Origin of the sequence: Enterococcus sp. DIV0086, assembly GCF_050498705.1 — a bacterium.
GTDB classification, from domain to species: Bacteria; Bacillota; Bacilli; order Lactobacillales; family Enterococcaceae; genus Enterococcus; species Enterococcus faecalis.
In genome coordinates this window covers 1,723,360-1,738,283 of the sequence record NZ_JBNIDN010000001.1, presented here as the reverse complement: position 1 = coordinate 1,738,283, position 14,924 = coordinate 1,723,360, and the positions used below count along the sequence as shown (strand labels likewise).

At 37.0% G+C, this 14,924-nt stretch carries 14 protein-coding genes; all 14 read left to right on the top strand.

Features of this window, described 5'->3' with window-relative positions:
- Positions 1–251: 251 nt before the first annotated feature.
- The 14 genes from IGI63_RS08420 to opp2C all read left to right on the top strand — a co-directional run bounded on the left by IGI63_RS08420 (position 252) and on the right by opp2C (position 14,914).
- Positions 252–1,142, top strand: coding sequence for an ABC transporter ATP-binding protein (locus IGI63_RS08420; RefSeq protein WP_429975651.1), 891 nt, complete (start codon positions 252–254; stop codon positions 1,140–1,142).
- Complete coding sequence (locus IGI63_RS08415; RefSeq protein WP_429975650.1) at positions 1,135–2,376, top strand: ABC transporter permease; 1,242 nt, start codon at positions 1,135–1,137, stop codon at positions 2,374–2,376. Before IGI63_RS08420 ends, IGI63_RS08415 begins: the two co-directional genes overlap by 8 nt.
- Before the next feature lie 228 nt (positions 2,377–2,604).
- Positions 2,605–3,933, top strand: coding sequence for a sensor histidine kinase (locus IGI63_RS08410; RefSeq protein WP_429975649.1), 1,329 nt, complete (start codon positions 2,605–2,607; stop codon positions 3,931–3,933).
- Between the two features lies 1 nt (position 3,934).
- A complete protein-coding gene (locus tag IGI63_RS08405) occupies positions 3,935–4,426 on the top strand; it encodes a response regulator (protein WP_010829476.1) in 492 nt (163 codons plus the stop codon).
- A 22-nt stretch (positions 4,427–4,448) separates the two neighbouring features.
- Positions 4,449–4,655, top strand: coding sequence for a LytR/AlgR family response regulator transcription factor (locus IGI63_RS08400; RefSeq protein ID WP_309543735.1), 207 nt, complete (start codon positions 4,449–4,451; stop codon positions 4,653–4,655).
- Positions 4,656–4,866: 211 nt separating this feature from the next.
- A complete protein-coding gene (locus tag IGI63_RS08395) occupies positions 4,867–5,229 on the top strand; it encodes an Asp23/Gls24 family envelope stress response protein (RefSeq protein WP_002354933.1) in 363 nt (120 codons plus the stop codon).
- Positions 5,230–5,311: 82 nt separating this feature from the next.
- A complete protein-coding gene (locus IGI63_RS08390; protein ID WP_002354936.1) occupies positions 5,312–6,988 on the top strand; it encodes a DAK2 domain-containing protein in 1,677 nt (558 codons plus the stop codon).
- 251 nt (positions 6,989–7,239) lie between these two features.
- On the top strand, positions 7,240–9,276 hold the full coding sequence (gene recG, locus IGI63_RS08385) for an ATP-dependent DNA helicase RecG (protein ID WP_002359051.1): 2,037 nt from the start codon (positions 7,240–7,242) through the stop codon (positions 9,274–9,276).
- A 102-nt stretch (positions 9,277–9,378) separates the two neighbouring features.
- Positions 9,379–10,380 (top strand): phosphate acyltransferase PlsX, encoded by a 1,002-nt coding sequence (gene plsX, locus IGI63_RS08380; RefSeq protein WP_002354938.1) that lies wholly within the window; start codon positions 9,379–9,381, stop codon positions 10,378–10,380.
- A 136-nt stretch (positions 10,381–10,516) separates the two neighbouring features.
- Positions 10,517–10,756, top strand: a complete 240-nt coding sequence (acpP, locus tag IGI63_RS08375; protein ID WP_002354939.1) for an acyl carrier protein — start codon at positions 10,517–10,519, stop codon at positions 10,754–10,756.
- Between the two features lie 261 nt (positions 10,757–11,017).
- A complete protein-coding gene (gene opp2D / locus IGI63_RS08370) occupies positions 11,018–12,058 on the top strand; it encodes an oligopeptide ABC transporter ATP-binding protein Opp2D (protein ID WP_002367425.1) in 1,041 nt (346 codons plus the stop codon).
- Complete coding sequence (opp2F, locus tag IGI63_RS08365; protein ID WP_429975648.1) at positions 12,058–13,002, top strand: oligopeptide ABC transporter ATP-binding protein Opp2F; 945 nt, start codon at positions 12,058–12,060, stop codon at positions 13,000–13,002. Before opp2D ends, opp2F begins: the two co-directional genes overlap by 1 nt.
- Positions 13,002–13,964 (top strand): oligopeptide ABC transporter permease Opp2B, encoded by a 963-nt coding sequence (gene opp2B / locus IGI63_RS08360; protein ID WP_002354943.1) that lies wholly within the window; start codon positions 13,002–13,004, stop codon positions 13,962–13,964. The genes opp2F and opp2B overlap by 1 nt, the downstream gene beginning before the upstream one ends.
- Before the next feature lie 26 nt (positions 13,965–13,990).
- Positions 13,991–14,914 carry an oligopeptide ABC transporter permease Opp2C gene (gene opp2C / locus IGI63_RS08355; RefSeq protein ID WP_002365358.1) on the top strand — a complete coding sequence of 308 codons (924 nt, stop codon included), beginning with the start codon at positions 13,991–13,993 and terminating at the stop codon, positions 14,912–14,914.
- Positions 14,915–14,924 lie beyond the last annotated feature (10 nt).

Sequence of the window (14,924 nt, the reverse complement as noted above, 5' to 3'; positions counted from 1 at the left end):
GATAATATTCAGCTCATACTAACTTAATTTATCATATTAGGCACTGATTTGCAAGAAGATTTTTAGTGACTAACAACAAAAGTAGCTTGTCAGGTGATAGTTTTTAATTGTCTGATTTTAAATACTTAAGAAATCCATGCACAAACGTAAGACGATAAAGATGAAAATTTAAGAGTTCAAGAAAAAAATGTAGTGTTCCGTGTTTGATTAATATAATTAAAGTACTTAGATAAATGAAAAAGGAGGAAAATATGAGCTTAGAAATTAAAAAGTTGAAAAAGAAAATGAATGAGCAGGAAATTATTAAAGGAATCAATTTGACTATTCCAGAAGGCGAAATTTACGGCTTCTTAGGCGCAAACGGTGCAGGTAAAACTACTATTTTCCGCCATATTTTAGGCATCTACTCTCCTGATGAAGGGGAAATAACATGGCAGGGACGTAAAGTTGATCGCTTTGATGCTAAAGAGGTCGGTTATCTTCCAGAAGAGCGTGGCCTATATCCGAAAAGAACGGAGAGACAACAATTAACTTTCTTTGGGAAGCTCCGTAAAATGAAAAAGAAAGAAATTGAAAAAAGTATCCTCTTTTGGATGGATTTTTTTAAGATACAAAAGAACGTAGATCGAAAAATTAGTGAATTGTCAAAAGGGAATCAACAAAAGATTCAATTTATTGCATCGATCATTCATGGACCCAAGCTTGTCATTTTGGATGAACCATTCTCTGGGCTAGACCCGATTAATGCGAATCAACTAAAAGAAGCAATTCTTTTTTTGAAGGAAAATAGTGCTACGATAATTTTCAGCTCTCATCAAATGGCAAACGTAGAAGAAATCTGTGAAAACATTTGTATGATGAAAAAGGGTGAGGTTCTTGTAGAAGGAAATTTAAAAGAAATCAAAGATGAAACGGATAAAAGAAAAGTGATTGTTCAGGCTGATTTTGACAGAGAAATATTAAAGCAAGATTTTGAAATAGAATCGTATAAAGAAGAAAATGATGTTATTTCTTTTTATGTAAAAGATGAATGTACTGCGAAGAAAATTCAAAAATTTATTTTTCAATCAGAAAATATTCAGCAATTCAGAATTGAGCCAATTTCGTTAAATGATATTTTTCTAGAAAGAGTGGGTGAGTAAAGTGAAAAATATAGTGACGATTGCTTTAGAAACATACAAACAAAAAGTCGTGTCAAAAGTGTTTGTTATTATACTGTTGGTTTTGATGGTAGGGACATTTTTGGGAATGAATTATGAAGGGATTCTAAAAAAAGAGGAACCAAGTAAAGAAACCATCCTTGTTGTTTCAAATAATCAAGAAACTGTTACTATGCTGAAAGAAGTTGGTAAAGGTACCAATCTGAACTTTGTTGACGGCGGTCAAAAGTTATCAGATGCTGAGAAAGAGCTGAAAGATAGAGCGAGTAAAACCATTTTGAAAATTGAAAAGAGTAGCGCTGGTCTATACGAAGGAAAAATTTATTACGAAGGAGCTCTCCAATATAATGTGTCTGAACAATTACAAAGTCTTGTAACCACTGTAAATCAATCGATTAAATTAAATCAATTAAATATTGATGCGACGCAACAACAGTTTTTGAATGAAAGCACACGTTTATCCTTAGAATCTTTAGCTGGAAATCAAGATAATTCGGTTCAAACATTAATACTAGTTTATATTGTTGGTTTTATTCTCTACATTGCAGTTATGCTCTATTCTACAATGGTTGCCCAAGACATTGCAGTGGAAAAGAGTTCAAGAGTTATGGAAATTTTACTCACAACAATTACACCAGTTCAGCACTTAATTGGTAAAATTGTTGGCATTGGGCTAGTTGGGGTAACGCAAGCAGCAGCAATTTTTGGGGCTGCGTATGCATCTTATGGAATTTTTGGAGATAGTACAGGAGTATTTGACTTTTTGAGTGAAGGCAAAAATAGTCAAGCAATCATCTTAGCTGTCATATGTTTCGTTTTAGGTTATTTGCTATATTCTGTTACGGCTGCTGTTTTAGGTTCTGTTGTTTCCTCTGTTCAGGAAGTTCAACAGTTGATGTATATTTTGATTATTCCTTTATTTATTGCGATGTTTATGGTAATGATTCTTGCAACTGGATTAGGAAGTAACCAAGCGACTATCATTTCATCTTATATACCGTATCTATCACCGATAGTCATGTACGCACGTTATATGCTGGGGGATGCATCGTTAAATGCTTTTGCAGTAGCGATGGGAATTAATCTGGTCTTTACTATGATTTTAGCGTTTCTAGGCAAAAGTGTTTATCAAGGGGGCGTATTTATTTATAGTGGAGATAAACTTATAAATGTTTTCAAAAAAGCGTTTAAATCTGGGAAATATTATGTTAGATGAGTATAAAAAATCTTGTCGCAACTCTCATGTATAAAACATTTATTTTGATAAATAAAAAAGTAATTGAAATTGTACACTCAGTATAGCGAGTGTACAATTTTTGTTTATAGCGTAATAGTCGGGCACTGAAAACTACTTTTTCTCAGTTTCACTTGTAAAGAAAGCTTGAATTGTCTTTTATTAGAGTATATACTTTTTTTATTAACTGAAATATAAGGAGGTTTTAATTTGGTGAGGTTTGTTTTTATTCTAAGTAATATCACGGCAGTGGTTCAAGTGTTCTTTAATTATCTAAAGTCAAAAGTAGTAAAGCTTAATAAAAAAATTACTTTACATAGTATTTTCGGATTGATGGTTATCGCAATTTTGAATGGCAAAATAATTTCTGCTATAGGAATGTATGGATTTGCTTGGATTTATTTGAGTATAATAATTTTAGGTTATTTTTTTATCTCTAAAAGCCTTATTAAAGTTTTAGGTATAAATTCTTATATCGTCATTATTTCAGCTATAAGTGGTCAGTTTGTATCCTTTATAAAGGAAAAAATATTTGGCACAGAACTAATTTTTTCAAGTAATTTAACCATGTTTTTACATAGTACATTTCGGCTAGCACTATCAGTAATTCTGACGATATTAATGATAAAGGGGATAAAAAAACTAGAAAAAAAGTTTTCTATTATCAATGAATGTCTTCTGCTTTTTAATTTGATAGGAATCGGCACAATGATTATCTACTATACCAGCCTGGTTTTAGGAAAATATTTGGGGAATAACAAGGAAATAATTGTAGTAAATTCAATCTTTCTCACGCTCTATTTAGTCGTTTCATTAATTTCTTTTATTGTGTATCTTAGTTCGCTCAAAAATAAATATGATATTCAACAGAAGGAAACAGAATATTTAGAAAATCAGAGATATATGGAGGCAATGGAGAAACAATTCAAGGAGATTCGGAAGTTTCGGCATGATTATAAAAATATCCTAAATTCATTAGAAGATTTTATTGTAAGTGGAGATTACGAGAGTCTTAATGACTATTATTTCAGTAAAATAAAGAAAGTATCAAAATGCATTGACCAAAATGGGTTCAAGTTAGAAGCGATTGGAAACATTCGAGTAAGAGAAGTTAAAAGTCTCCTTGTGTCTAAGTTGATTTCAACGCAAGAAAAAGGAATGGATGTACAGTTAGAAGTGACTGAACCAATTGAAGAATTAGCCATTGATTCAATTTCTTTGGTTAGAATACTAGGTATTTTTTTAGATAACTCTATAGAAGAAATCGAATTTTTAGGTGAGGGTAAGCTTGTAATCGCTGTATATAAAGATGCCTCTGCTGTACATATTATTATCCAAAATTCATGTAGGAAAAATTTACCAAAATTCCATCTACTTAAGCAACGCGGTTTTTCATTAAAAGGCACTGATAGAGGAATGGGATTGAGTAATGTTCAAGAATTGCTTCAATCCCTAAATAATGTTCAACTAGCTACCTCCATCAGTGATGGATGGTTTACTCAAAAATTGACGATTGAAAACAATAGGAGGTGCGAATAAGGTGATTTCTATTATTATTTGCGAAGATGATTGGCGACAACGACAAATGTTGGAAACCTATGTTAAAAATTACATAATGATGGAAAGTCTTGATATGGAACTGGTTTTTTCAACAGGAAATCCGTTAGAAGTACTTGAATTTGTCAAAAGTCAGTCTAGAATAATTGGGTTATATTTTCTAGATGTTGATTTACAACATGAAATGTCAGGATTAACCTTAGCAGCTAAAATCAGAGACTACGATAATTTAGGTAAAATCGTTTTTGTCACAACACATGGGGAACTGTCCTATCTGACGTTTACGTATAAAGTGGAAGCGCTGGACTATATCATTAAAGACAACAAAGAACATCTACAGCAGAAAATCTGTGAAAATATTCAATTGGCTCATGAACGTATAACTAGTGAACGTGGAGATACAAAAAAATTATTTAAATTTAAGGACGGCGATACCATTCGGTCTGTAGATATGACAACAATCATTTTTTTTTGAATCTTCTTCCGTATCGCATAAAATTGTTTTACATCTTGAAAATGGAGAAATTGAATTTTATGGTTCCTTAAAGGAGATTGAAGAACAGTCTAATGACTTTTATCGTTGTCACAAATCATATTTAATCAACCGCAAGCATATAAGTAAAGTTATAAAAAGCGAACGGATTGTCGAAATGAGTAATGGAGAAAGATGTTTAGTCTCAGTGAGAGCCATGAAAAACCTCTAAAATCAGCAGACAAGATTCAATGAACCAAGTCGAATCTTGTCTTTTTCTGCATTGACAATGCACGACAAACGTTGTAAATTGTACAAATGTTGGTAATTATGAGGAAGGGTCTATAATATCTGACGAACTTCCTTTTAATTAAAGGCTGGATATGATAAAATGTTATGGAAGAAAATAGGGCGAATGTGCTCTTATAAGGAGGCTTTCATCAATGGCTGTAAAAATTCAAACACCCGCAGGTACCATTGAGATTACCAATGATGTGATCGCTACAGTAGTTGGCGGAGCTGCGACAGATATTTACGGAATTGTCGGAATGGCAAGCAAAAATCAAATTAAAGATAACTTAAACGATATTTTACGTCGTGAGAATTACTCACGTGGTGTCGTTGTTCGTCAAGAAGACAACGGAATCGCAGTGGATGTCTACACGATTGTTAGTTATGGTACAAAAATTTCTGAAGTTTCTCGTAACGTCCAAGAAAAAGTAAAATATAATCTTGAAACATTATTAGGTGTCACTGCGAATTCAGTTAACGTTTTTGTTCAAGGAGTTCGTGTATTACCGGATTAGAGGTAGTGTACTGTCAACGATGCAATTGCACAAGGAAGTCGTGTGTTGCCGTTAGCGGTAAATCTGAAGGAGGATTTTTTAGGTGAATGTAACAGAAATCAGCGCAGGTCAGTTCCAGGAAATGGTCCAGGCAGGTGCGACTCGTCTGCACACAAATGCAGAATATGTCAACTCATTAAACGTTTTCCCTGTACCCGATGGTGATACAGGAACAAATATGAACTTATCAATGACCAGTGGTGCAAAGGCTGTGGCCGATTCTCGCTCTGAAAAAGTAGGAGAATTAGCAGGTGCGTTATCCAAAGGGTTATTAATGGGTGCTCGTGGAAACTCTGGGGTTATTTTATCTCAATTATTCCGTGGCTTCTCAAAACAAATTCCTGAGGTTACAACATTAAATGCCAAAGACTTGGCCGCTGCATTTACACATGGTGTAGAAACAGCGTATAAAGCAGTGATGAAACCCGTTGAAGGAACAATCTTAACTGTTTCTCGTGAAGCGGCGCGTTCTGGTGAACGTAAAGCGAAAGAAACAGATGACTGTATCGAAGTTATGACAGCTGTTGTAGCAGGCGCTAAACGTGCCTTAGCGAAAACACCTGATTTATTACCTGTCCTAAAAGAAGTCGGCGTTGTAGATAGTGGGGGTCAAGGACTACTATTTATCTATGAAGGATTTTTAGAAGCGCTTAGTGGTGAATTTTTACCAACTGAAACGTATGAACCAAGTCCTGCCGAAATGGACGAAATGGTTAATGCTGAACATCATCGTGGTGTTAGTGGTCACGTTGCGACAGAAGACATTAAATTTGGCTATTGTACAGAAATTATGGTTCGTATCGGCGAAGGCCCAACCGTGGACAGCGCTTTTGATTATGAAACATTCAGAAACTACTTAAATGAACTAGGCGATTCTCTATTAGTCGTTAACGATGACGAAATTATCAAAGTTCACGTGCACACTGAGCATCCAGGTGAAGTAATGAACTACGGCCAAAAATTTGGTTCGTTAGTAAAAATAAAAGTAGACAATATGCGTTTACAACATGAAACGTTAGTTGAACGCGATGCTCAGCAAGAAGCGTTGACTGAAAAAGTTCGCGTACCGTTTGCTGTGATTGCTATTGCAGCCGGTGAAGGCGTTCAAGAATTATTCCGAAGTTTAGGTGCAAGCTACATTATTAGTGGTGGCCAAACAATGAACCCAAGTACGGAAGATATTTTAAAAGCAGTCAAAGAAGTGAATGCAGAGCAAGTCATTATTTTACCAAACAACAAAAACATCTTTATGGCGGCTGATCAAGCAGCAGAAGTTGCCGATGTACCAGTAGCGGTTGTTCCATCTAAAACCATTTCTCAAGGAATGACAGCAATGTTAGCTTTCAATGATCAACAATCATTAGAAGAAAACAAAGCAAGTATGACGGAAATGTTAGACAGCGTTGTGAGTGGTCAAGTAACCACAGCTGTTCGTGACACAACCATTGATGACGTTGAAATTAAAAAAGATGACTTCTTAGGAATGATTGATGGTAAAATCGTCGTTTCTGAAGCAGATCGTTTTAATGCATCATTAGACACGTTGAACCGCATGATTGATGAAGACACTGAAATCGTGACAATTATTGTCGGCGAAGATGGTTCAGTTGAAGAAGCTGAAAAGCTAATCGCTATTTTAGTTTCTGAAAACGATGAACTAGAAACAGAACTTCATGAAGGTGGACAACCTGTGTATCCATACTTATTCTCAGCAGAATAGGTTTTCGTGATGAAAAAATAAAAACGAATAAAGCCTGGAACAAAAATCACTTTGGATTTTTGTTCCAGGCTTAAAAATTGATAAACGGCGGGAACAGAAGCAACTCCTTCGGAAATAAGCCGAAATTCTCCAAAAATTATAAAACAATTTTCGGAAATTCCTTCTTATTTCTCGGAGTTAAACACTTCTGTCCCGACCTCGATTTAATGAATGATCCATTTTTTTGCGTATATTAATGAGGAGGGGATTTTATGGACATCACAGATTTAGTCAGCGTATTGCCCGGTGTTGGCCCAAAACGTGCTGAAAATTTACAAGAACTGGGGATTGCTACAATTGAAGACTTATTGACGTATTATCCCTTCCGCTACGATGATATCCAAGAAAAGGATTTAAGCGAGATTCAGGATCAGGAAAAAGTTACGCTAAAAGGGCTAGTGGTTTCGGAAGCAGTCGTTAGTCGGTACGGTTATAAGAAGAGCCGGTTAACGTTTCGAATGATGCAAGAACATGCGGTCATTAATGTTTCCTTCTTCAATCAACCTTTTTTAAAAGACAAAGTAGTTCTTTCCGAAGAAATTGCTGTTTATGGCAAATGGGACGCCAAGAGAAAATCATTAAATGGCATGAAAATCTTAGCTTCTAAAGGAGACAATGAAGATTTCGCCCCCATTTATCATGTGAATAAAAAAGTCCGCCAAAGCACGTTGGTTCAGTTAATCCGCACTGCTTTTGAAGAGTATGGTTCACTGGTTGAAGAGATTTTACCGAATGATTTATTAGAAAAGTACCGCTTGATGCCTAGAAAAGAAGCAATGTGGGCGATGCATTTTCCCAGTAATCCAGAAGAAAGCCATCAAGCCAAACGGCGAGTAGTCTTTGAAGAGTTTTTCCTTTTCCAACTTAAAATGCAAGGACTGAAGAAACAAGAAAAAGCGGAAAAAAATGGTTTAGCTATTCAATATGACGTGGATCGCTTAAAAACGTTCACCCAAGGACTGCCTTTTGAATTGACAGGCGCCCAAAAAAAAGTGACCAATGAAATTTGTCGAGACTTGCGAAGTCCGAAGCATATGCAACGATTGCTTCAAGGTGACGTGGGGAGTGGGAAAACGGTAGTGGCTGCGATTGCGCTATACGCCACCATGACCGCTGGCTTTCAAGGGGCGTTAATGGTTCCGACTGAAATTTTAGCGCAGCAACACATGGAAAGCTTACAGCAGTTGTTTGATCCATTAGAAGTGCGAACGGCCTTATTAACAGGTTCCACCAAAACGAAAGAACGTCGTCTAATTCTCGAAGAACTGGCCAATGGCGAGATTGACATTGTGGTAGGGACCCATGCTTTGATACAACAAGATGTCAGTTTCCATCAATTAGGTTTGGTAATCACCGATGAGCAACATCGTTTTGGTGTGAATCAGAGAAAAATATTAAGAGAAAAAGGCTTAAAACCAGATGTTTTATTCATGACGGCCACTCCGATTCCTCGAACGCTGGCCATTACAGCCTATGGCGAAATGGATGTATCAATCATTGATGAAATGCCAGCTGGACGGATTCCAATCGAAACACGTTGGATTCGGCCGCCGCAGTTAGATACTGTTTTAGAATGGATGGAAAAAGAGCTGGCTCGAGGACATCAGGCCTATATTATTTGTCCCTTGATTGAAGAATCAGAAGCCTTAGATGTGAAAAACGCAACAGAAATTTTTGAACATATGCAAAGCTTTTATTCCCCAAGATATCAAGTGGGATTACTACATGGTAAAATGAAAAACCAAGAAAAAGATGACATTATGCAGGAGTTCAAAGACAATCAGCTGCAATTACTGGTTTCTACCACCGTTATTGAAGTTGGCGTGAATGTACCAAATGCCACGGTGATGTTAATTATGGATGCGGACCGGTTTGGGTTAGCACAGTTACATCAGTTACGGGGCCGTGTTGGGCGTGGCTCCAGTGCTTCTTATTGTATTTTAGTGGCCAATCCGAAAAATGAAATGGGCGTTGAGCGTATGAAAATCATGACAGAAACCACCAATGGTTTTGTCTTGAGTGAGCGTGATTTGGAACTTCGCGGACCTGGGGAAGTGTTCGGTGCACGGCAATCAGGGGTGCCTCAATTTGCGGTAGGAGATATCGTGACGGACTTTAACATTTTAGAAGTTGCGCGCCAAGAAGCAAGTGCCCTATGGCAAGTGAAAGAATGGTGGCAATATCCTGCTTATCAAGGCTTAGCCAATCGAGTGAAACCCCAAGATGAGGCAGCCCAATTTTTCGATTAGAAGAGGTAATTTTTGAAGCCAGAAAGTAAAAGCCAATGCGTATTTCTTTGAAAAAAATATGTTATACTTGTTAGGAAACAAAAAAGTAGGAGGGAATCACTCATGAAAATTGCTGTAGATGCAATGGGTGGAGATAACGCCCCACAAGCAATTGTTGAAGGGGTTATGCTAGCCAAACAAGACTTCCCAGACATTGAATTTCAATTATATGGAAAAGAAGCCGAAATAAAAAAATACATCACCGATGAAAAAAACATTACGATTATTCATACCGATGAAAAAATTGCTAGTGACGATGAGCCAGTTAAAGCAATCCGTCGTAAGAAAACTGCTTCCATGGTTTTAGCAGCGCAAGCAGTTAAAAATGGGGAAGCCGATGCGATTTTTTCTGCAGGCAACACCGGAGCGCTATTAGCAGCGGGTCTGTTCATTGTCGGCCGCATCAAAAATGTGGAACGTCCCGGTTTGATGTCAACTTTACCTGTCATGGGAGAACCAGACAAAGGGTTTGACATGTTAGATTTAGGAGCCAATGCAGACAATAAACCAGAACATTTGGTTCAGTATGCCGTTTTAGGTTCATTCTATGCTGAAAAAGTTCGGAACGTTCAGAATCCTCGTGTCGGTCTATTAAATAATGGAACTGAGGAAACAAAGGGCAGTGAATTAACGAAAAAAGCCTTCGAATTGTTAGCAGCAGATGAAACGATTAATTTTGTCGGAAACGTTGAAGCACGAGAATTATTAAATGGCGTAGCTGACGTGGTGGTGACAGATGGCTTCACAGGAAACGCCGTTTTAAAATCCATCGAAGGCACAGCTATGAACATGATGAGCTTGCTGAAAACAGCGATTCTTTCTGAAGGTGTCAAAGGAAAAATGGGCGCCTTATTATTAAAGAATGCGTTGCGTGGCATGAAAGACGAAATGGACTACTCAAAACATGGGGGAGCGGTTTTATTTGGCTTAAAAGCGCCAGTCATTAAAACGCATGGGGCCACGGGTCCTGATGCCGTCCGCTACACCATTCGTCAAATTCATACAATGTTAGAAACCCAAGTTGTCCCACAATTAGTGGAATATTATGAAGGCAAAGCAGAGTAATTTGCAATTGTCTTGACATCAGTTTGTTACTCAAATGAAAAAAAGATGGACAAATACCCAAATTGTGAGTACAATGTATCTTAGCGTTTTAGTAAAAGAAAGAACCTTTTTTCAAAAGCAGTGGAGGTGAATACAGTTGACTCGTGAAGAAGTACTTCAAAAAGTAGCGAAGATTATCTCAAACCACTTTGATATTGAAGCGGATCAAGTAACAGATCAATTAAACATTAAAGATGATTTGAACGCTGACTCAATTAGCGTAATGGAGTTTGTTTTAGAACTTGAAGATGAATTTGGAACAGAGATTTCAGATGAAGATGCAGAAAAAATTGAAACAGTTGGTGCCGCTGTAGATTATATTGTGAGTAATTCATAAAAAATAATAAGACAAAGTCGATTGACATTCGTGTTGATCGACTTTTTTGCGTACATAATGGTTATTTTATTAAGCAATAAGGCTATTTTTACACATATTTTTGTAAAAAAATCATACATGTAAAAAAATAACTGCGAAAAAAGTTATTTTATCTTGCTTTTTATGGAATAATTCTATAAAATTATGAAAAAACAATGAGCTGTAAATTAACATTGATAAAAATTAGAAAGTGCTATCATTAAATATTAGTTAATTTATATAATGTTTTTGAAAGGACGTAAGGGGTGCGTATGGATGCAAGGAAATGAACAATTACTAGAGGTTTCAGGATTAGAAACAGCATTTAGAATCAAAGATGATTATTATAATGCCGTCGATGATGTTTCATTTGAATTGAAGAAAAATGAGATTCTGGCAATCGTCGGAGAATCTGGTTGTGGAAAAAGTACCTTAGCAACAACGATTATGGGCTTACATGATCCCAATCATACCAAAATTACTGGGGAAATTTTATACAACAATTTAAACTTAACTACGTTTAATGAAACATTGTACAACAAAGTCAGAGGAAACGATATTGGGATGATTTTCCAAGATCCGTTGTCTGCACTGAATCCGCTCATGCGAATTGAAGACCAAATTAAAGAAAGTCTCACGTATCATACCAAAATGACCGCACAACAAAAACAAGCACGGGCCATTGAACTGTTAGATCAAGTGGGGATTCCCAACCCAGAGCGTGTCGGGAAACAGTATCCTCATGAATTGTCTGGCGGCATGCGTCAACGGGTAATTATCGCCATTGCAATCGCGTGTAAACCACCGATTTTAATTGCAGATGAACCAACAACGGCCTTAGACGTTACCATTCAGGCACAAATTCTCGATTTGTTAAAAGATTTACAAGAAGAAACAGGGAGTGGCATTATTTTAATTACCCATGACTTAGGTGTAGTTGCGGAAATGGCTGATCGTGTAGCGGTTATGTATGCGGGTCAGTTTGTAGAAGTAGCCACTGCTGAAGAATTGTTTAGTCATCCAAAACATCCATATACACGTTCATTACTTCAGTCCATTCCCCAAGAGAATTCAGATGAAGAAGAACTTCATGTGATTGAAGGGATTGTTCCTTCGTTAACCAAATTACCTAGAAAAGGTTGTCGGTTTGCCCCACGAATTCCTTGGATTGATGCATCGGAACATGAAGAAAATCCAACATTACATGAAGTTGCACCGAATCATTATGTTCGTTGTACATGTTATAAACATTTTCATTTTAGAGACGGGGAAGGGGAAGCGTAATGACAGAAATTATTCAAATTAAAGATTTAAAAGTTCATTATTCAATTCGCAGCGGCTTCTTCAATCGAATCACTGATCATGTTTTGGCGGTTGATGGTGTGGATTTCATGATTGAACAAGGTAAAACGTATGGGTTAGTTGGTGAGTCGGGTTCTGGAAAATCAACGACAGGAAAAGCAATTATTGGTTTAGAAAAAATTACAAATGGTGAAATTATTTATCAAGGACAAGATGTAACCAAGCCGCGAAGTCGAAAAGCGATTGGATACAACAAAGATGTCCAAATGATTTTCCAAGATTCGATGTCAAGTTTAAACCCTAAAAAACGAGTACTAGATATTATCGCCGAACCAATTCGAAATTTTGAACGGTTAAGTGACCAAGAAGAAAAGAAAAAAGTCAAAAGTTTGTTGGACATTGTGGGGATGCCAGAAGATGCGTTGTACAAATATCCTCATGAATTTTCTGGTGGACAACGCCAACGTTTAGGCGTCGCCCGAGCGGTGGCTACCAGCCCCAAATTAATTATTGCAGATGAACCTGTTTCAGCACTGGACTTATCTGTGCAAGCACAGGTATTGAATTTTATGAAAAACATTCAACAGGAATATGGGTTAAGTTACTTATTTATTTCCCATGATTTGGGCGTAGTTAAACATATGTGTGACAACATTGCCATTATGTACAAAGGCCGTTTTGTAGAAATCGGTACACGCCAAGATATTTACACTAATCCACAACACATTTATACCAAACGCTTACTTTCAGCAATTCCTAAAATTGACGTAGCGAACCGAGAAGCTCACAAAGAAGAACGAAGAAGAGTTGAGCAAGAGTATCGGGAAAATCATAAAGACTATTATGATGAAAATGGGCGGGTTTATAACTTACATGCGATTAGTCCAACCCACCAAGTAGCGTTAAAAAATGGAGGTGCTGAATAATGTGGAAAACAATTTTACGCCGTTTGTTATTGATGATTCCGCAAGTGATTATTTTAAGTGTCTTGATTTTCCTGTTGGCTAAAATGATGCCAGGTGATCCGTTTACAGGATTGATTAATCCGAACCAAGACCCGAAAGTGATTGAAGCCATGCGCGAAGCTGCCGGGTTAAATGATCCTTGGTACGAACAATATTTCCGTTGGATTGGCAATGCCTTACATGGAGATTTTGGGCATAGTTTTATCTTTAAGTTACCTGTGTCCACGCTCATTGCTGGTCGGGTGGGGAATACGATTGCATTGGCCGCTGTGTCAGTTATAATCACGTATTTAATCGCCATTCCTTTCGGTTTAATTGCTGGCCGTTACCAAAATTCATGGTTTGACAAAATGGTGGTTATCTACAACTTCTTCAGTTTTGCCGTGCCATTATTCATCTTTGCCTTGATTATGCTCTTTATTTTTGGGTATCGCTTAGACTGGTTCCCAACGAGTGGAACCGTGACTGTTGGTTTGGCTGAGGGAACGTGGCCGTATTATTTAGATAAACTGAAGCATTTAATTTTACCAGGGGTCACTCAAGCGTTGCTAGGGACAGCGGTCACTATTCAATATTTGCGCAGTGAAGTGATTGATGTTAAAAACATGGACTTTGTTCGTACTGCTCGTTCAAAAGGAGTGCCAACGAATAAAATTTTTAATCGACACATTTTTAGAAATGCAGCATTACCAATTGCCTCTCAATTAGGTTATGAAATTACTGCTTTGATTGCCGGATCAGTCGTTATTGAAAAGATTTTTGCTTTCCCAGGAATTGGAAAATTATTTATTGATAGTATCATTCAACGTGACTATTCCGTTATTACCGCTCTCGTGTTGATTTTGGGATTGGCAACCCTTATCGGAACCTTAATTTCTGATATTGTAATGAGTATTGTTGATCCAAGAATTCGAATTCAGTAGAAAAACACGAAGAAAGGGTGATAAAAATGGAATTGACAGAAGAAAAAAGAGAAGAAGTCTTACAAGAAAGTATTCCACCAATGGGCTTTCGGATGATTGCGCGAGAATTCGTCAAAGAAAAAATGGCGATGTTTTCTTTAATCCTTTTGGTCATTATCTTATTAGCCGTTTTTATCGGTTCGTTAGTGTTAGACCAAAGTGCCGTTATGCATGTAAGTATTTTAGATAAATATGCGGAACCAGGTACCGTTACAATGAATGGCACCAAGTTCATTTTAGGTGCCGATGAAGGGGGTCGTGATGTTTTAGGACAATTGATTATCGGGGCTAGGAACTCGATTTTAATCGGTTTTGCCATTACGATTATTACGTCTATTATCGGGGTCGGTTTAGGGATTATTTCCGGTTATTATGGAGGTATGATTGATAATATTTTGATGCGTATCGTGGATTTTATTATGATTTTGCCAATTATGTTAATTATTATTGTGTTCGTTTCCGTGATTCCTAAATATAGTATCTGGTCCTTTATTTGGATTATGTGTGCGTTTTATTGGGTTGGAAAAGCGCGGTTGTTCCGCAGTAAAACGTTATCTGAAGGGCGCCGAGATTACGTTAGTGCCTCTAAGACAATGGGAACAAGCGATTTTAAAATTATGTTTCGAGAAATTATGCCGAATTTAAGTTCATTAATTATTACGAACTTAACGATTAATTTCGCGGCGAATATCGGGATCGAAACAACGTTAACTTTCTTAGGCTTCGGGTTACCACAAAGTGTCCCAAGTTTAGGAACCTTAATTGGCTACGCCAGCAGTGGGGATGTATTAGTCAATAAACAATGGGTTTGGTTACCTGCATCAATTCTAATTTTAGTCTTGATGTTAAGTATAAACTATGTTGGACAAGCATTTAAGCGCTCAGCAGATGCACGACAACGATTAGGCTAATTAGCCAAAA